Source organism: Proteus faecis (assembly GCF_030286765.1).
Taxonomy (GTDB): domain Bacteria; phylum Pseudomonadota; class Gammaproteobacteria; order Enterobacterales; family Enterobacteriaceae; genus Proteus; species Proteus faecis.
This window is the reverse complement of sequence record NZ_JASVWV010000009.1, coordinates 156,075-174,853: the sequence shown is the minus strand read 5'-3', so window position 1 is coordinate 174,853 and position 18,779 is coordinate 156,075. Positions and strand designations below refer to the sequence as shown.

Below are 18,779 nucleotides of genomic sequence, written 5' to 3'. Positions count from 1 at the left end.
ATGCTTATATTCCGAGGTGTAATACTTTTTCTTTGTATGAGTTTTCTCGCTCCTTCTACGTGGGCCGTTTCTGGTTTTTTAAAAGTGACGGTGAGCGGGAGTGTAGAGTCACGTCCTTGTAAGATTAACGATGGTAAACCTATCGAAGTGAACTTTAATGATGTGATGACCACAAGAATAGAAAATGACAATTATAAACAAAAAATGGATTACACCTTGGATTGTAAAACAACAGGTGATCCAAGTATGTCGCTGAAATTTACAGGTGATGGCGCAGGGTTTGATACACGTTATTTACAAACGAGTGTGACAGATTTAGGGGTGTTATTTAAAACGACTGATACCAATATTTATATGAAAACACCTTTTCAGTTTAACTATCAAACTAGACCCGAGCTTTATGCGGTACTTGTGAAAAAAAGTGGTGCCACGCTACCAACAGGCTCCTTTACTGCAACTGCGACTATGCAGGTTTATTACAACTAACAGAGGAATAAACAATATGCGTTATTATCCATTCCTCATGATGTTATTTTTATTTTCTGTATTTTCTTCACCCAGTTTGGCAAAAGATAATGAAACACAAGTATTGATTAAAGGTAATTTACTAACGCCTCCTCCTTGTAAAGTGAATGATGGCAATATGATTGAGGTAAATTTTGGTCCTGTCGCGATCAAAACAATTAAAGGTTACGATCAAAAAAGAGAAATTAATTACCAAATTACCTGTGAAGAAAATTTAAATAACTGGAATATGTATTTATCGATTGATGGTAATAAAAGTAGCTTCGATCCTAATGGGTTGAGAACCAATATTAATGAATTAACCGTAAAATTTATGCTGGGTGATTCCATTATTGATTTAAATAAAAAATATCCGGTTAATTTAAATAACCCTGAAAAAATTTGGGCAGTATTGGTGAAAAAAGAAAATAGTGAATTGGCTCCGGGTAATTTTACTGCGGGTGGCACTTTATTTGTGGAGTACCAATAATGAATAGATTAAATGTGTTTCGCTCTATTATTGGTAGTTGTTTATTATTTTCTTCTTCTGTTTTTTCAGCTGAGAATCTTAATATTTTTGGTTCATTAATTATCGCACCTTGCAAAGTTTTACCTGAGCATTCTCAATTCGATGTTGTTTTTGATGAAATTCGTTTGGATGATATTTATAAAAGTTATTTTGAATTCGAGAAAAAGGATTTCAAAATTATTTTATCGGAATGTGATATTTCTATCGCTAAGCAAGTAAAAATTAAGTTTGAAGGGGCAACGCATAATGAACTTGCCGGATTATTAGCATTAGACGATAACGCTAATAATCCTGATTTAGGAATAAAAATTACGACTAAAGAAGGTGTCCCTGTTAATTTAGGGAATTATACCAGTCTATATAATATTCCTAATAATGGCATTTTTGAGCTGAACTTTATTGCTTATTTACAAGCGACAGCAAAAGCGATAGCAGACAAATCAATTAAACCGGGACATTTCTCTGCTACTGCCGTGTTTTCTTTGAAATATGAGTAAAAGATAATGAAAAAAATACAGCAAATTTTAAAGCTATTAATTGTGTTATGCAGCTTTTCACTCTTTAGCGTACAAGCAGGTTATTTTACTTATATTACTAAATCAGGCCCTTCTCCAGAGATTAAAGGTAATATTCGTTATGACTATGTATTGGAATATTGGACAGAAATGGGATTTACGCCAAACCCTTGTAAAAGTTTAGGGTTGAGTGGTCGGTGTTATATTCAATTAAATCACTTCCACTCAAAACCTAATAGAGGAGGAACGGGTACTGAGCATCGAGCAAGATGGCGGTGTGGTGTAGATTTACAACATTTAAGCTCTATGGCTGAAATACGCGATGTGGCTGTTAATCAATGCGGTCTGACATTCCCTTATGTGAATTATAGTACTCATGCGGGATCTGTAACCGTTGATGAATGTATCGCTTTCTTTATGACAAGTAGCCCAACAGGTGGTAGCGGAAGAATGGTACCTGGTGGCGTATGTGGTATTGCTCCACCGCCTGAAGGAAAATGTGCATTTATTTCTAATAATCTTACTATTTCACATGGTGTACTTGATGTGACACAAGTTAATGGTAATGAGGTGGAAGAACAATTTGCGCTCACTTGTAATGAAACTATGCCAGTAAAAATTACCAGCTCGATGGATGACCATTTTTTAAACTTAAAACCTGATGGTAGCATTCGCTCTTTTTTAACGTTAAATGGTTCACCTGCGTCAATTGGAACACAGGTTGATACAATAAAGAACGAATATACTTATGTGAGAGTGAGGTCAAAGCTTCAAACTTATGGCACACCTTCATTAGGTAACTTTAGTGGTGCTACAACATTGGTATTATCAATACCTTAATAATTATAAGAGTCAATAATGACCTATTATCGATAGCGTTTTTCGTTGACTTACCCGCACATTATTGTGCGGGTTTTTTTGTGTGGATGAATTGAAAAAAGGGTTATGGCATTATTGGTTCAATACTTAACTCGCCTTTATTTGTGTCTAATTTTAGCATCTGAGATTCAGTTACTTTTAATAGTTCAGGCCCCAAATTTACTAACATTGGTAAATGCATTTCAGTCGCGATAATGGCGCTGTGAGAAAGGACATCGCCTTTAGCTAACGCTATTCCCACGAATTTTTTATATTCCAATTGAATTAATGTGGAAGGAAAAATCTCTTTGGCGACCAAGATTGCGGGTTGTGAAGGGGTAAAGCTTGGGCGAGTTTTATCTTGTAAATGATAAAGCACTTGATTACGCAGATCACGAAGATCGAGTTCACGTGCGCGTAAATAAGGATCGGTGAGAGCACAATACAACTGTGTTCTTTCTAGCATTTCATCCGACCAGCTTTGCTGGGCACTGATCTTCTTTTCTTTGATGCGATCAATCACACTTGTGATTAATTCATCATCATCTAACATCATGATATGGCCGTTAAAAATGGCACCGATATGCTCACCTAATTTTTCGCTAGCTTTATTGGCACTCTGTTGTAGTGCTTTTAGAGTGCTTTTTATTGCAAATTTAAGTTTGCTGATTTGAGCATCAATATCCATCGGTTCAGATAAGTTTTCGATTGGCGAGAGCTCTATTTCATGCCAAATAAAAGCAGGGGCTTTAATTGGGGTGACGGGGGCTAACATACCTTTTAATGTAATGGTATTAGAATCAGAAGATAGCTCCTCTCCAAAGCCATTTTGGGCGAGTTCAAGAAAAGCCGCAATCGCTTCCTCTTCTTGTTCACCAGAGGCAATGAGTGTTATCTCATCACCTTGGCGAATTTGTATTAATGAAAGCTGATTTAAACTGAGGGGATTAATACGTCTATCCCCTTTAACTAATTGATAATCAGCCTGAAAAGCAGAAAGTACCTCAACTAACGTTGCGGCCGGTCTGACGTGTAGACCATGAGGATTACGGACTACCCAACTTGCCTCTTTACCGTGAATTTTGGCAGGGGCATTAATATCACTTTTAGGTTGAACGAAATTTTCACCAAGTTGAATTTTCTTTGGATATAAAGAATTTGAAGCTTCTTCAATCACTTTTTCCAGTGATGCACCTGAAGATGCCGCTACAACTGCAGCAAGCGTTCCTTCAACTAAAGGCGCTGAGCAGAGAGTGACTTTTTTTGCTAGCTCTGGATCAAGTAACTCAATAGCAGTTTCTGCACTTAGTATTGCACTACCTAAATCCATCATCACAACAATAGATTGTGCTGGTGAAAGCGATTCTATCGCCGTCATAATTTTAACGGCATCAGTACCAATGGTATGTTCTTCATCATTGACACCCGCGGCAACAGCAAGTTGGCAATGAGTCGGATTAAGCATCTGACTGGCAAGTTCTGCCACACCATCAGCGAGATGTTTACTATGAGAAACAATAACGATATTTATCATGGTAGACCTTTATGGGTTGCTTGGTCAGTTATGCATTAATGCTATTTGCAAGGGCTTGTATCATTAGTACCACAGAAGCACTGCCGGGATCTTTATGTCCGATACTGCGCTCGCCTAAGTAGCTTGCTCGCCCTTTTCGAGCCTGCATCGGAATGGTATTTTCAGCCGCTTTTTCAGCGACAATTTGTGCTTGATTGAGGGCTTCTTTGAGAGAAAGATTTTGTTCACTTGAGTGTTTTAATGACTCAACTACAGGCCACCAAACATCACACATAGTTTTATCATTTGGCTCTGCTTTTCCTCGGTTTACAATGCCTTCTACACCTTCTGTTACCATTTCAACAAGTTGATTAAGTTCTAGGTTTTGCAATGAAGCCGTAGGTTTGGCTGCGCGAATAAAGAAGGTGCCAAATAGTGGGCCACTTGCTCCGCCGATATTTGAGAGCAATGTCATGCCTGTGGTTTTAAGGATTGTGCCAATATCTTGTCCTTCAAATTCAGGTAGTTTTTCTTGCACTTTTCTAAAGCCACGGTTCATATTTAAACCGTGGTCAGCATCACCAATTTCACGATCTAAATCGGTTAAATAATCACTGTTTTGTTCAAATAGCAGTGCACATTGTTGTAACCAAAGAATAATTTGAGCATGTGTTAAAGCCATTTATTGTTCCTTTTCTTGTTATTAAAGACTTATTTCACCATCGCTGGTGTATTCACAGGGGCATCCCATAAGGTCAGTAATTCATTATCAACTTTTAATAACGTTATTGAGATCCCTGTCATATCGAGCGAAGTACAATAAGAACCGATTAAAGAACGTTCGATGGTCAAGCCAAATTTTTCACAGCATTGAGTTAAACGGTTATAAACACCATAAAGTTCAGATTGTGGTGTGGCACCAAGGTTATTAACTAAGACAATGACGTGATCGCCAGATTTTAACGGCTGTTTTTCCTGATTTTCATCGATCCATGTGCCGTTTTCACGATCCCAATTGCGGATCACTCGTTGATAGTGGCCATTTTCAATTAAGGTATTAAACATGGCATCAACAGTATCATTGAGGGAAGTAAATTTACGACGGTCAATACCTGGTTCACCGTGAATACCGACACCAAACTCCATTTCATTTTCAGGTAAAGTAAAAGAGGGTTTTCCTGCGACTGGAACCGTACAGGCTTCTAAGGCAATACCGATAGAAAAACCATTGTTATTAATGTGGTGACCTAATTTAACCAGTTCATCTAGAGTGTCACCTCTTTCCGCTGCCGCGCCCAGTAGTTTTTCTACTAAAACGGTATTGGCAACACCACGGCGTCCTGCGGTATATAAGCTATCTTTTACCGCTACATCATCATCAACTAATACCGTTGCGATTTTTACACCATCGTCATGAAGCAGTTCTGTTGCGGTTTCAAAGTTAAGGACATCACCGGTGTAGTTTTTCACGATCATTAAAACACCTTCACCGCTATCAATCGCTTTGGCGCAGTCATACATTTTATCTGGTGTTGGTGACGTAAATATTTCACCCGGACATGCACCATCAAGCATTCCTTTACCCACAAAACCCGCATGCATAGGTTCATGCCCGCTACCACCGCCGGACAATAGTGCAACTTTACCTTTTACTGGAGCATCTTTTCGCGTGACATAAAAAGAGGAGGGATGAAGTTTGATTTCAGGATGGGCTTTTGCAAAGCCTTGTAGTTGTTCAGATAACACATCATCAACTCGATTAATCAGCTTTTTCATCTTAAATGCTCCATTTGAAATTTGTGTTTAGTCTTCAAACTAGAAATAGGGGTTCTGGTTTGGGGGCTGACAAATTATTTATTAAAGGATTAGCAAACACAGCATCAATAGGCGTGTTTGTTTTATTTAAAACATAAGAATTATTTTTATTTAGCTTAAAAATGAATCTACATCATTTATCTTTCTATAAGAATAGGTTAGTCAAATAACCTGTCAGAATGGGAGCAAGATCATAAAAATAAATGAAAAAAGAGTATCTGTTCGTGATGGTTACATGTCTTGCAAAAGCGTTAATGCTTTATCTCGTTGCTCTGGAGAAAGATTTTTAATCACATCTAATAACAACGTATCCTTATTTTTTGCGCTTGGCATAAGGGTGTGACTAAACGTGAGGTTTAAAACAAAGGTATGCCCGCATTCAGGATCACGACAAGCGCAATAGAGATCGGATAACTCTTTGTGTTTACGATTACTTTTCTTTATAAGCGCTTTTTCACCACATTCAGGACAAAAGATAGTTAAGACACGCATATTGTTTTTCTCTTTACTAAGGGCTATCGGATACCTTCTATATTAGCTTAAAATTGTATTATAACCAGCCTATTTATTGTTTTTTTATATAAATATTTGTTTTGTGGTTGTTTAAAGGGATTTAAAACAAGTTAATTTGTTTCGAGTGGTGTAAATAGTTCGGTTATTGTCGGTTAAGGCTTGATAACCGACAATAACCGAACAAACTTACTAGCCTGAAATACAAACTTTGTAGATAATGGCTTCACGTTAAATCAGATGGAGATAAGCAACATATTGAATTTATTGTTTATTATTTTTGTTTGTTTTCAGTGTGAGTAGAAAACAAGAGACAAGAAGTCTATTACAAGTTAACAAGGATGTGAGCAGTAATATAACTGGATCGCCTGTTGTTTATCGCAAATGGATGTGGCGTATCGTTGAAATAAAAGGAACTTACGTTTATCTCAATCGGGAGTTTATTCAGTTACACAAGGTCGTGGCTTACTGCTAATTCTTTACAGATTATCTGATGAATGTTGGGAGGAGAGGGTTCTTTTTACGGGTAAAGAAAGTGTGATCAGAGATGAGGTGTATTCATGGATGAATATGACAGCACATTGATATCGTTAGTGGTAGTGGGCGCTTTTATTGCATTAGGAAAGATGCTCGTTGCGAATGAAACAATGACATTAAGATTGTTTATCGGGAAAATTATTTTAGGCTCGGCGGTTTCTGTTGTTGCTGGTGCACTGCTTATTTTATGGCCTGGAATTGATTCTGTCGCAGTAATGGGGATCGGCTCAGCGCTCGGTATTGTGGGTTATCAGTTAGTTGAAATCTGGTTACGTAAACGAGGTAATCAATTTTTTTCAGGGAAAGAAAAAGAGGATACCAAGTAAAAAGTGCAATATGTTTTCATCATAATAAAAGTCGATAAAGTCAGTTTTGTCTCGAATGACGAAGGAGTTAGGTCATGTTCAACACACAAGCGTTATATGCATGGATTGCACGACTGGCGTTTAGTTTGGGTTGGATTGCTCAAGGATGGCATCGAGACAATATAACGTTAGAACAACGGATGTTAATAACGGCAATCGAAGATCAAGCAAACAGGGATGCTTGTCTTGATCTTCACTTTTTTCTTTAACAATGAATCTAAATATGTTGATATCCTTTTGGGCTAATTAATTGCCCTTGTATGTCTGCGATACCGATGTGGGCAATGCAACCCGCATTAAATTGTAAATAGTCATCTTCAATACCATCAGAGAAAATTACGCCATTTTCTGGCATTAAAGATTCTAATTGTAACGGTGAATCTGGCTCAATAGTGCCAAAAGTCAGTGACACGCCTGTTGTTCTGCTTGGAAACGGTTCTCTTACACTGAATTGTAGTTTTCGTTCACTCCAGCTAAAACCTTGTAACAGAGGGTGCGAAGTTTCTCCTGTAATTGCCATCGCACCAGCAAGAATAGATTGAAACCAACCTGTAGATCCCAGTCCTGTTGATATAATAATGCCTGATGAAGATTGTGCTTCTTGGGTGCCACTCCATTGCAAAATATACCGTGCAGAGGTGTGGCTTTTAGGACCAATAAATAAGTCATTAACCGCTAATAATGATTGACCATCATTGGTTGTTGCTTGTGCAAAAGTAACTGTTTTAAATGGCATTTTTTTATTAATAGTATTAATAACTGTCTCTTTTAATTGTCCGATTTCGAAAGGTAATAATTTACCATCCCATCTTGATGGATCCGGGTTTATGGCAATAATGGGTTGTCCATTAAGATATTTCAATGTATTAGCAACCAGCCCATCTTGACCGATCACGACCACAATGTCGTGGGGTGAGAATTGATAGCTAGGTAATAAACTTCTCTCTAAAAGTTGAAAACGTCCTAATGATTTTAAAATCAGTTCAGCTTCTGTTAGTTGTTTTTGATATAAATTGTGTTCATTGAGGTAATCCTTTACCTCAACATTGTTGTGTTCAAGATAGAATTTGGCTTGTGACCAAGTATTAAAACGCTCAATTAATTCCTGTAAGCGGCTTTTTCTCATCACTAGCACAAAACGAAAATCTTCGCTACGTTGCATTATTTACTCCCTTTTTTCATAAATTGGCTAAATAAATCAGGTGTAATATTCAATTCGCCAATTTTCCCCGAATTTAGTGCTAAGGTTTCAAATGCCATTGCCATTAATTGTTGTGAGTCCATTTTTGCCAGTGCCATGGCTTTTAGGTTTTCAACCGGCAATTCACGATAAGCTCGCATGGTCGCTTCAATAGCATAAGCATCGGCTTCTGATTGTGTTCGCTGATTTTCAGCACTTAACGCAACCAGTTCTTTGCGTTTTGCTTCTGCATTAACCTTCGCTTCAAGGCGCTCTTTTTCAATCTCTGCTTGCTCTCGTAATAATGTACGTTCATTTTCTAGGCGTGCTTCTTCAATTTCTTGACGTTTACGTTGAACGGATAAATCGGTTTCTAATTCAGCTTCTTTAATGGTGCGTTCTTGTTCTACTGAGAATTTACGGCGAGCATAAATCGCATCATCAGCTTCTTTCAGTAAGGATTCTCTTGCTTCGGCTTCGAGTGCTTTTAAGGTTTCTGGTGATGGAGTGATTGCCGCAATAGAGACATCTAAAATCGCAATACCTAATGCTTCTAATGATGGGTGTTCGATTAATTGTTCCATCACTAAAGTGACTAATGATTGACTGAGTAATAACGCTTCTCTAAGTGGTGTGCTTTGGATCTTTGCTTGAATTAAGGTTTGTGCAATACGCACAACACGATCGCTGAGTTTTAGTGGATCTTCAGAGGCATAAGATTTGCCGTTTTTGCTCAAGTTAAAATTGAGTACTTCTGCGGCTTTTTCAGGCGCTTTAACCTGAAATGAGATTTGCCCTTGAATGCGTAAACCCTGAAAGTCCGAGGTTTGGAAGTTAAAAATAAAAGGAGCTTCTTGAGCGTTTAAAGGTAATGCAGCAATAGAGGTTGTGGCTGAATTATACCAAAAACTCAACCCTTTACCTTGTTGGCGCACGTTACCATTGACGGATTTGATAATGAATGTTGATGAGTCTGCTTTAAAGTAATTTAAGTTAAACATAGTCTTCCTCTAATTAGTGTCCTTATGACAATAATTGAATTGTGTCCTATCGACACTATGCTTGTCAACTTATTTAGTGTCTTTATGACAAAATTTGATTTTTTGCTGTTTAAGCTTAAAATAGTTTTATCGTTTTCTAATAAAGCTTACGCCATGAATGAACAAGATTTTTTAGCCAGCTATAACCGCCGAGATTTCCTATCCCCACTTATCACCGTCGATGCTGTACTGTTTACTTATCATGAAGAGCAGCTAAAAGTATTGTTGGTGAAAAGAGGGGAACACCCTGAAAAAGGAAAATGGGGTTTACCCGGTGGATTTGTCGATGAACTACAGGACAAATGCCTTGAAGATACTGTGCTAAGAAAATTAAAAGAGAAAACAGGTGTGATCCCCCCTTATATTGAGCAACTTTGTTCAGTAGGAAATAACCAGCGTGATGTAAGAGGTTGGTCTGTGACGGTCTGTTATACCGCATTGATTGCACATCAAGTGTGTGAAGCACATATTGATACCGTAGATTCAGTAATGTGGTGTCCTATCGATGAGGTTGCACAACAATGCTTAGCTTTTGATCATCATGAATTAATTGCACAAGCGAGAGAGCGTTTAAAACAAAAATCACTCTATTCAATTGTTCCTGGGTTTGCATTGCCAGAAGTCTTTACTTTGCCAGAGCTGCAACATGTCCATGAAATTCTGATAGGTAAAGAGATCCAGAAAAAATCATTTAGACGACGCATCGAACAAGCAGATTTATTGATTGATACGGGAGAAAAACGAGCAGAGAGAGGACGCCCCGCAAGTCTGTATCGACTTAAAGAGGCGTCAGCAGATTATCGTTTTATTCGTAATCTTGAGTTTTAATTCTTGAGTTGTTTAACAAAATAATCGGCGCCATCTCGAATGGCGTCATCTGCGATTTTCATCATGCGTGAATAATGTAAAAAGGCATGTAATGTGCCGGGATACATTTTATATTCACAATCTAGTTGGTGGGCTTTTAGGGTTTTAAATAGCGTCAAGCTATCATCAATAAGCGGATCGTACTCAGCGCTGGCGATAAAGCAAGGGGGAATATTTTGTGTTAAGTCATTATTGAACAAGCAATAATAAGGTGCATCACGACTACCAAGCTCGGTTAAATAGGCATTATCATATTCTTCGAGATCTTGCTGGCGCAATCCATCCCATTCACCACCATAAAGCCGACGGCTGGTGGAATCGCGTAAGCCATATAATCCATACCAAAGTAAAGTAGCACAAATATTACCACAGTGAATTTGTCTGTCGCGTAGCCATAATACGGAGGCCAGAGATAGCATTGCACCCGCAGAATCACCAGCAAAACCAATATGTTGTGTATTAATATTATAGCGTTTTGCATTTTGATGATAATACTGACAAATCTGTGCCGATTCATCAATAGCTTGCGGGTAATGCGCTTCTGGTGACAGTGAATAGTCAATACCAATAACAGCACAACCAGTATAGCAGGCAAGCAGTCGCATAATGCGATCGTGGGTATCTAAATTCCCTAAAATAAACCCCCCGCCATGAAGATAATAGAGTGTTGCAGGTGTTTTTTCTTTGGGCTGATAAAGACGTGTTAATATTTTTCCATAAGAAGTATTAACCGAAATATCTTGAATACTAAACATTTCTGGTGCATCTGCATTCCAATAACGTCTATCTTGATTATAAGCAAGGCGCATAGAAGGGTAGTCATGACTTTCTGGTGCAGGTTGTGGGTTATCTGCATAAAATTGCATAACTTGTTGCATTTCTGGCGAAATAAGTTCTAGTACGTTGATTTTATTTTTAGTTTTCATTAGCCCCTCCAATTATCACTGTGCGGTATTGTAAACACTGGGGCTTAATAAACTGGGATCTTGTTATCCAATATTGAACATTAGTACTAAATAGAAAGAGTAAGAGGTGTAATTATGCGATCTGATTTAGATTTAAATAAAATGGCTAAAATAGGATTGATTCAACAATTTTTCTTAACTAAATGATGCTGTTAGGAATAAAAATAATCATAGCGCTCAGCTCAGCAGTCGAAATAAAAATGAGTATAAAGATTGAATTGATAAACAGAGAATAACCCACAACAAACTAAACAGATTATTCTCTTGTTTTATTAATTTGAGACTAATTGCACTACAACCAGTCGTCCGCCTTCTTCTGTCGATAATACAAATTGCAATCCATCAGTTAGGGCAATTTTATCGCCAATGGCTATCCGTTTTTTTTCTGGCAATACCATTAATCCCTCAATACGCTCATTAACAAGCCACCATGTTGAATTGTGATAAACAAAATAACCGACACGTTTTTTCTGTTCATCGGTGGTTCGCTCATTTGGGGCAATAAGACGATTAACGTGCCATGGAAAGAGTGATTGATTACTCCAGACCATTAAGCGGTGATCATCAGGTCTAAAACTGCCCGCTTTACGTGAGGAGTAGAGGTTTAAAATCGGTAATTGACCTTTATAAGGTGTATGACAATAAGGACAGACGGGCTGTGTTTTTCCAGAAAAAACATACCATTGCTGTTCACAATCTTTATTTTGACAAGGTTGAACTAAATCTACCGTTTTGACTAAAGCCGTCTCCCATTCATCAGCGGTAGGGCGTTGTGAAGGATCGTGTAATCCAGTAATAAAGGCTCTTTCAAAAAGAGGCGTTAGGTAGGGTCCCATAATTGTGTATGGGATCTTTTCAGGATCAGCCCAAGGTAGCGATGACGGTTTTACCTGATTCAGTTTTACAGCATTGCTACGATCAGTTGGGTGCTCAATAAATAACGCTTTTTCACCCATAGAGAGTGTTTCATCTCGCATTTCATCGTCAAGATCGTGAATTTTACCGCCCCGTAATGGATGACGATAAAATAGATACATGTAGATTAATACCGCAAGTGCGTGTCTATCTGTCGTGATACTTGGCAAGATTCGGTTAGGATCTTCTTTCGGTAAATGGCTGGTTTTTACCACTTCTGGCGCAATAAAATCAGGTGTTCCCACGACATCAGGAGGGTATTTACCGGGGACCACTAATCCGTCAATATCAATAACACAAGCATGGCCTTGCTCAGGATCGATAAGGACGTTTTTATAGCTTAAATCACTATGACATAAGCCAGCCGCATGCATTCGGCGTACAGCTCGAGAGAGCAATAAACAGACTTTTAGGTAATTTAATAGATTGCCTCTTTCACGAGGATCGAGGAATTTATTTTGGTTATTAGCACTTGCAAACCATTTACCTTCTTTTTCTCGGCCCTTTATTGCAAGAAAGTCATTGTTTTTAGAGCCATATTTAAAGAAAAAGTGGGATTGATAAGTCGGAACAACAATACCAATTTTTCCTTGATGTTCGACAACATCAGTTGGCCAGCAAAAAAGGTTTTTCCAATATTCTCCACCACTTTGCTCGAAGATATTATGTCGATAAGAGCCTGTTATCATATCGATTCTATCTTTGGCTTGTGCATTCTGTTTTGTTTTATAGAAGGCAACAACATAGGTTCGGTCAGGGGAAAAATAGACATCTTTCATTGAGCCTGAGCCAATAATCTCATTGACGTACTGAACTGTTTTTCCACTTTGTGTTGTACAGGTAATGATCTCTGCCATGAAACTCACCCATTCTCTCTTTTATGATTACCAAGCCACAACCAGAGTGCGGTCATCGTGATTGCCTGCTGAAAAGAAATTCAGCCATTCAGCCAATGCGTTATCTGCATTTTCAGGAGAGGCTAAACAAGGCGATATTTCATCAATCAGTGCCGCCCATTTATTGGGATCTTGTAAGCCATTATCCGTTTCAAATACCGGATCGGATACTCCGTCAGTCATTAAAATAAGATGTGAAATGTCTTTCCATTTGCCAATAATAATGCGTCGATTAAATTCAGCATCGTTGAGCGCACTATCATCAAGGAAACGGGTTTGTCCTGCATATTCACCACTATCAGGAATACCTAAAATACGCACTTTTCCTGCCGGACCATAAGCAGCAATAGCACCATCTCCCATCCAAAATGAGGCTGCAAATAACTCATCATTGATACGCAAAGAAACGGTGGCTAATAACGTAGTAGAAAAAGATTTTACCGGCTCATTAATATGAATAGCTTCATTTTTGAGGTTATTAATCGCTAATTGGGCCGCATTACGGAAGAGTTGAGCGAAAAAGCTTCCCACTTGATTAATTGCGTTACTGTCATTCCATTGATGAATGGTTTCAAGATGAGGTTTAAACGCTTTATTTTCCAAACTTAACTGCGATTTTAAATAGTGGCTTACGGTATTGATAGCAATGCGTGAGCCTTCACGAGAATAGCGCGCACTGCCTGCACCATCTGCGACAATTAAAATATTCCATTGGCTTTGGTTATCGTGATGAATATAAAAATCATCATCACGGAATGTGCCTGCATGTTCGTGCGAACGTCCGCGACGGCTTGCACCGACAATACGAATGTCTTTTTCAAGAATAAGTTTGCTATCAATATGTGCTTTAGGATAAAGGCTATCTGCGGGAGGCTCATTGATTTGCCATAAGCTACGAGGATCAGGGTTGATGATTAATAAAACTTCATTGTGATAGTGAATGGCATTTACAGACCAATGGACAATCAATGTGAAATTGCCACTTTTTGTTGGCGTACCCACTAAGCAACGACTTTCAGGATCAAAACTTATTCCAACTACTTCGGGAAAATCAACCGATTCAATTTTGGCAATGTCGAGGGTATCTAGTTCAATACTGAGTGTGGAATTGAACGCTGTACCTACTTTTGCGTTAGAAAGGGTAATTTTTGCCGTAGGGCGATGAATAATCGGTTTTTCTGGAGGCATTGTCGATGAGTGTGTTGGAATTTGACCTGGCTTTAATGAGAGCTCTTCTGGTAATGATGTTACTTCAGAGGCTAAATTGCGAGCGGGTGGCAATAACAGAAGAATAGGGGGGACTTTGTCTTGCGGTATTATTCTTTCTGCCGTTTTAGCATTGATTTTATCAATAATAAAATCAATGTGTTGAGCAATTTCTGTATCTTCATACAACGCAATAACCAGCTCTTCATGTACAGGCGTGCGATATTGTGTCAGCGTGTTATCAATAATTAGTTTTGTGAGTAGGGCTTTTTTATCCATTAGCCTTTACCTCGTGTGACATCAAAGTCAGATTGATTGCTGTTATCACCAAAGGTGATGCTGTTATCACACCAAGGGCAAATAACGGTTTCAGGGCCATTTACACAGAGTAATTTACCACATTGGCAAACGGCAAAAGCAGTTGCATTGCCACAATAAGGGCAACCGGGTGTACCATGAAGTTCGCTGGTGTTAACTTGATATGCCGTGGCGCTGAGATCGCTCCATGCAAAGTAATCTTCATTTAAGGTGTAGCACCCCGTCAAGTTAAAGCCATTAAGGTTGAGGTTAAAATCGAGTCCTGATGCTTTCATCGGCGGGCGTTCATATTTCATTAAATAAGGTGAACGCGTGTGGCTACAACGCCCGATAAAAGTGACACAAGATTCATCATAAGCACGAGCAACATCATCTTTCGCAAGACGAACAATATGTTCTGTTTGATTTAGAAGTGGTGGTGGCTCTTCGCCAACACTTCGGCTATGAGAAACCACTGACATCGTTATCCATTTAATAAAACGAGTAAAATCACCGTCTTGTGCTTCGGTAAATAACAGCACATTTTCAGTTAATTGTGACAGTACATGTAAGTCTGCGCTTAAGCCCAATCCAATTGCAATTAAGTTAACTTTGTTGGCATAGTGTGCTTTCCAACGTTTGATCTCTTGTGCGTAATCATCGGTAGGTCTGCCATCTGTTAAAAGGTAAACGACGGGTTTCCAATCCCCTTTTTGCTCAAGCGTGGTTTTTCTTACTTGAGTGTCGATTTGGTGAGAAAGTTCTCGTAATGCACTACCTAATGACGTGCCTCCTCCTAAAGGAAGTTGAGGAGGATAAAAAGAGATGACTTCAGTGAGTGGAACAATCGTTTTTGCAACGCCAGCAAAGGCAATAATAGAAATATAGGCGGTTTCAAGGGCGTGTGGGTCTCGTCTTAAATCGCTAATTATCGTCGTTAGACCGTCATTCATCTTTTTTAGGTTTTCACCAATCATAGACTCTGAACAATCTAAAACAAAGAAAATGGGTAACCTTCTCATTGTTATACCTTATCACTTTATCGTGGCTATTATGTATTGTGATGGATAAACCAAAGCCTGAATAAAATAAAAGCAAAGCCTTTTGAAGCGCTTTGCTTTTGTGGATCATAATACTAGTTGGATTTCAGGAGGTGGTGGCGGTAGAGTATCTTTATCCGTATTCACACCTGCACTTGAACTGCCGGATGCAACACTGGCGGAAACCCATTTAAAAAAGCCAGAAAAAGCGTTGGAGTCTAGCGTTTCTAAAGCGACCACTTGAGGCGTGAGTTCTTTAAGGTGATCATGTTTGGCTTTAGGGCCAACAGCGCAAGCGATGATCGAACCAAATGAACGTTTTTTCACTTCTTTAATCGCTTCACCATAAGCGTAAGCATCAGAAGGTGTGCCATCCGTCATCAAAAAGACAAGAGGACGCCAGTCACCTTTTTGGTCACCATCGGAACGCTTAATATCTCGATCGACACACTGGATTAAACATTCTAGCGCAGCACCCGTGAAAGTGCCGCCAGAGCTAGGTACGGTGATATCAGAGAATTGGAAATCTTCTAATGCAGTTAATGGGATAAATTCACGTGCTTCGTTATCATAGGTAATAATAGAGATATGCACGCTTTCTAATGCGTAAGGATCTTGTCTCAATGCATTAAGCATTGTTTGTATCCCTACGTTAACTGCATGAATAGATTCTCCTCTCATTGATCCTGAGGTATCAATTAACAGGTAAACAGGGAGTCTTCTCATTAGGTGAAGTCCTTTAAGTAAGAAATAAAGCTATCTGAACTCGAAGGCTCACCAATGGCGTTAAGTTTCCAGCCATTTTCTTCTCTGACCAATTCAGCAAACAGCATTGAACGTTGATTGTTGAAGGCTTCACCTCCAGATAAATCAAAACGTGCCATTTCTATATTTTTCGCATCAACAGCGCGAATAAAGGCATTTTGTACTTTACCAAAGTGTTGTTGTCGTTCTCGACCATTGTAAATCTGAACAATAAAGACAATTTTGGTAAATTTAGGATCAAGTGTGTTTAATTTCACGATGATCTGCTCATCGTCTCCATCACCTGCGCCTGTTCGATTATCACCTGTTAACCAAATCTGTCCTGATTTGTGTTGTAGGCTATTAAAGAAAATAATATCGCCATTGACGAGAGAAGGTTGTCCACCTTCGATTTTACCCAAATCGTTAACTTTGCCGTTTTCGCCACATAAAAAGGCGATAACATCTAAATCGTATTCTTCGCTTTTTTTACCAAAGAGACCACCAAGAAATCCGCGTTTTTCTTCGTTGATATCCCAGCCTAAACCGATAGTAACAGAGGAAAGGTCATATTCATTTTTCTTTAAACTAACACCTTGTCCTTTTTTTAAACTAACAGACATATTCATTCCTTTTTTATTTAAAGTACAACGTTAACCTCAGGGGGCGGTGGCGGTAAGTCATCAAGATCACTAATATCTTTCTTAGTTAAATCAACTTTTTGACTACCCACAGAAATACTGGCTGAAACCCACTTAAAGAAAGACTTAATCGTATTGGAGTCCGCAGTATCTAGCTGTAATACAATTTCAGTGATATTTTTTAGTACATCTGTTTGTGCTGATTGTCCTGCTGCACACGCAATAACAACACCAGTGCGTGCTGCTTTAAATTTCTCAACGCCTTTTTTCCAATCGTCCGTGGGGGCGCCATCTGTCATCACGAAAACCAATGGGCGCCAATCGCCTTTTGTTTCAGCCGTAGTTTTTTGTACTTCTTTTTCAATACGATTAGAAACTAAAGTGAGCGCAGAACCTAATGCTGTTGTTCCACTTGCGACTAAATCAGGGACTTTAAAATTGATTAAATCAGTGAGTGGCACAATCTGTTGTGCGGTTGAGTCAAAGGTGATGATAGAAATATAAGCGGTTTCTAATGCGTAAGGATCTTGGCGTAGCGTTGATAAGAGCATTTCAACGCCATTTTTTACTGCAGCAATAGGTTCTCCATACATAGAACCTGATGTATCAAGTAAAAGGTAAACTGGCAATCTTCTCATGCATTTATCCTGTGAGTGAGATAGAAACAAGCGATTAATATACTAACCGACTCATGAAGGTGTTCAATTGAGATTATGCTTAGTTTAATTAAATTGGTGAAAAAACGCAGTGATGATTGTCCAATATTATTAATCTGAATAAAGATAGTATAAAAAGCAAAATAAAAGAGGAATTGGCCTGTTTATCCCTCTTAAATCGAGTGACGAAGCGATTTAATTTTATTAAAGAAAACCTATATTATTAAGTCCGTATTTATAAGTATGACAAAAAATGAATGGCTAATAATGATTAGGTGTAAATACTCAATTTAATTAAAAATACTAATAATTATAAAAGCCAATAAATTCAATTAATTAATATATTTGTTTTGGGGTTTTTAAATTTATTTAAAAGAAAATAAAATCGAGTATTAATATGAAAATTAAATTCATTAAATGAGTTATTTATATATTTTTTGTTTTGTAAAAAGTAACTTGATGCCGAAGCGTCAAGTTACTTTTTATTATTTATTTTAATTCTTTTTCTTTCTTAGCTTTTTCTGCGAGTGTTGATTGAATTAAATTTTCAATATAGTGATCAACTAATAATTCTACAGCTTCACTACGTGTGGAGTTATTTAAATAAGATAATCTATCAATCTTGCGTAATGCTGACATTTTTAATGAAAGTGAAACTGATTTCTTTTTATCTTTATCGAGATAAACTCGGCTTGTCATTCCATTGTGACGAAGATATTCACTGGCGGATAATGCTTCACGCATACGACGTAATGCTTTACTATCGAGTTGGCCTCGTTCAGTCATTTGATACGCGCGAGAGGCTTTGCTGTATTTTATTTCAGCACCATAAGAATCTCTTATCTCTTTTAATACGCGAGTTAACGTAGGCTCTGAGCATTCAAGAGCAGAAATAATCTTAATGGTTGGAACCTTTTTTCCTGAGCTTAAAAGGGTTGCCAGTGTAAAGACTCTGACCTGACGGGTGCTTAATTGCATGCTTAGTTACCACTTATTCTGTTATTCGTGTGTTAAAATAGTCAGCAATAATTTTTATTATTCTTGTTCTGTGTTGACAAGGATAAATAAAATAAGCTTCCTATTAAATGTAGTATAAATTAATAATTGAAATAAAAAATGTACTTTTTAAATAAAAAAGTTCGCGTTATTCTTATAAGTTCTAGTTAAAGATAATATGCTTTAACTA

At 38.1% G+C, this 18,779-nt stretch carries 21 protein-coding genes; 7 read left to right on the top strand and 14 right to left on the bottom strand.

The annotated features are described in order from the left end of the window. From QSH13_RS12875 to QSH13_RS12860, 4 genes are read left to right on the top strand one after another with little or no spacing between them, the layout of a single operon-like run. Complete coding sequence (locus QSH13_RS12875; protein ID WP_286039243.1) at positions 1-486, top strand: fimbrial protein; 486 nt, start codon at positions 1-3, stop codon at positions 484-486. Between the two features lie 16 nt (positions 487-502). Next, positions 503-994, top strand: a complete 492-nt coding sequence (locus QSH13_RS12870; RefSeq protein ID WP_286039242.1) for a fimbrial protein — start codon at positions 503-505, stop codon at positions 992-994. Next, the gene (locus tag QSH13_RS12865; protein ID WP_109396269.1) at positions 994-1,530 is read left to right on the top strand and encodes a fimbrial protein; all 537 of its coding nucleotides are present in this window, start codon (positions 994-996) and stop codon (positions 1,528-1,530) included. Before QSH13_RS12870 ends, QSH13_RS12865 begins: the two co-directional genes overlap by 1 nt. A 6-nt stretch (positions 1,531-1,536) precedes the next feature. Continuing rightward, positions 1,537-2,388: an MrpH family fimbial adhesin gene (locus tag QSH13_RS12860; protein WP_109396268.1), complete on the top strand. Its 852-nt coding sequence runs from the start codon at positions 1,537-1,539 to the stop codon at positions 2,386-2,388. Positions 2,389-2,491: 103 nt separating this feature from the next. Here the strand turns inward: QSH13_RS12860 and dhaM are convergent, their stop codons facing one another. From dhaM to QSH13_RS12840, 4 genes are all read right to left on the bottom strand, one after another. Then, positions 2,492-3,940 carry a dihydroxyacetone kinase phosphoryl donor subunit DhaM gene (gene dhaM, locus QSH13_RS12855; protein WP_109396267.1) on the bottom strand — a complete coding sequence of 483 codons (1,449 nt, stop codon included), beginning with the start codon at positions 3,938-3,940 and terminating at the stop codon, positions 2,492-2,494. 28 nt (positions 3,941-3,968) lie between these two features. Next, positions 3,969-4,601: a dihydroxyacetone kinase subunit DhaL gene (gene dhaL, locus QSH13_RS12850; RefSeq protein ID WP_286039241.1), complete on the bottom strand. Its 633-nt coding sequence runs from the start codon at positions 4,599-4,601 to the stop codon at positions 3,969-3,971. Between the two features lie 29 nt (positions 4,602-4,630). Beyond that, on the bottom strand, positions 4,631-5,695 hold the full coding sequence (gene dhaK, locus QSH13_RS12845) for a dihydroxyacetone kinase subunit DhaK (protein WP_109396265.1): 1,065 nt from the start codon (positions 5,693-5,695) through the stop codon (positions 4,631-4,633). 270 nt (positions 5,696-5,965) lie between these two features. After that, the gene (locus tag QSH13_RS12840) at positions 5,966-6,226 is read right to left on the bottom strand and encodes an Ogr/Delta-like zinc finger protein (RefSeq protein WP_109396264.1); all 261 of its coding nucleotides are present in this window, start codon (positions 6,224-6,226) and stop codon (positions 5,966-5,968) included. A gap of 578 nt (positions 6,227-6,804) precedes the next feature. Between QSH13_RS12840 and QSH13_RS12835 the strand changes: the two genes are divergently transcribed. Both QSH13_RS12835 and QSH13_RS12830 read left to right on the top strand, forming a co-directional pair. Then, positions 6,805-7,107 (top strand): phage holin family protein, encoded by a 303-nt coding sequence (locus QSH13_RS12835; RefSeq protein WP_072064343.1) that lies wholly within the window; start codon positions 6,805-6,807, stop codon positions 7,105-7,107. 74 nt (positions 7,108-7,181) lie between these two features. Then, positions 7,182-7,355 (top strand): hypothetical protein, encoded by a 174-nt coding sequence (locus QSH13_RS12830; RefSeq protein WP_162556451.1) that lies wholly within the window; start codon positions 7,182-7,184, stop codon positions 7,353-7,355. An 8-nt stretch (positions 7,356-7,363) separates the two neighbouring features. Here QSH13_RS12830 and QSH13_RS12825 read toward each other — a convergent pair whose 3' ends face one another. Further along, positions 7,364-8,308: a diacylglycerol kinase catalytic domain-containing protein gene (locus tag QSH13_RS12825; protein WP_109396263.1), complete on the bottom strand. Its 945-nt coding sequence runs from the start codon at positions 8,306-8,308 to the stop codon at positions 7,364-7,366. Continuing rightward, positions 8,308-9,327, bottom strand: coding sequence for an SPFH domain-containing protein (locus tag QSH13_RS12820; RefSeq protein WP_109396262.1), 1,020 nt, complete (start codon positions 9,325-9,327; stop codon positions 8,308-8,310). Before QSH13_RS12820 ends, QSH13_RS12825 begins: the two co-directional genes overlap by 1 nt. A gap of 153 nt (positions 9,328-9,480) precedes the next feature. On the opposite strand from QSH13_RS12820, the gene QSH13_RS12815 reads away from it, so the two are divergent. After that, positions 9,481-10,194, top strand: coding sequence for an NUDIX hydrolase (locus QSH13_RS12815; protein ID WP_109396300.1), 714 nt, complete (start codon positions 9,481-9,483; stop codon positions 10,192-10,194). Here QSH13_RS12815 and aes read toward each other — a convergent pair. The 8 genes from aes to QSH13_RS12775 form a co-directional block, all read right to left on the bottom strand. Beyond that, positions 10,191-11,159: an acetyl esterase gene (gene aes / locus QSH13_RS12810; RefSeq protein WP_109396261.1), complete on the bottom strand. Its 969-nt coding sequence runs from the start codon at positions 11,157-11,159 to the stop codon at positions 10,191-10,193. The genes QSH13_RS12815 and aes overlap by 4 nt on opposite strands. A gap of 311 nt (positions 11,160-11,470) precedes the next feature. Continuing rightward, on the bottom strand, positions 11,471-12,970 hold the full coding sequence (locus tag QSH13_RS12805) for a helix-hairpin-helix domain-containing protein (RefSeq protein WP_109406912.1): 1,500 nt from the start codon (positions 12,968-12,970) through the stop codon (positions 11,471-11,473). A 27-nt stretch (positions 12,971-12,997) separates the two neighbouring features. Further along, the gene (locus tag QSH13_RS12800) at positions 12,998-14,494 is read right to left on the bottom strand and encodes a PP2C family serine/threonine-protein phosphatase (RefSeq protein WP_286039240.1); all 1,497 of its coding nucleotides are present in this window, start codon (positions 14,492-14,494) and stop codon (positions 12,998-13,000) included. Beyond that, the gene (locus tag QSH13_RS12795; RefSeq protein WP_109396258.1) at positions 14,494-15,534 is read right to left on the bottom strand and encodes a TerY-C metal binding domain-containing protein; all 1,041 of its coding nucleotides are present in this window, start codon (positions 15,532-15,534) and stop codon (positions 14,494-14,496) included. The genes QSH13_RS12800 and QSH13_RS12795 overlap by 1 nt, the downstream gene beginning before the upstream one ends. A gap of 105 nt (positions 15,535-15,639) precedes the next feature. Further along, positions 15,640-16,278, bottom strand: coding sequence for a vWA domain-containing protein (locus QSH13_RS12790; RefSeq protein ID WP_072064336.1), 639 nt, complete (start codon positions 16,276-16,278; stop codon positions 15,640-15,642). Continuing rightward, positions 16,278-16,919: a TerD family protein gene (locus QSH13_RS12785; RefSeq protein ID WP_036913867.1), complete on the bottom strand. Its 642-nt coding sequence runs from the start codon at positions 16,917-16,919 to the stop codon at positions 16,278-16,280. Before QSH13_RS12785 ends, QSH13_RS12790 begins: the two co-directional genes overlap by 1 nt. Before the next feature lie 17 nt (positions 16,920-16,936). Beyond that, the gene (locus QSH13_RS12780) at positions 16,937-17,575 is read right to left on the bottom strand and encodes a vWA domain-containing protein (protein WP_072064334.1); all 639 of its coding nucleotides are present in this window, start codon (positions 17,573-17,575) and stop codon (positions 16,937-16,939) included. Positions 17,576-18,082: 507 nt separating this feature from the next. Next, on the bottom strand, positions 18,083-18,571 hold the full coding sequence (locus QSH13_RS12775; RefSeq protein ID WP_109396257.1) for a tellurium resistance protein TerW: 489 nt from the start codon (positions 18,569-18,571) through the stop codon (positions 18,083-18,085). Between the last annotated feature and the right edge of the window lie 208 nt (positions 18,572-18,779).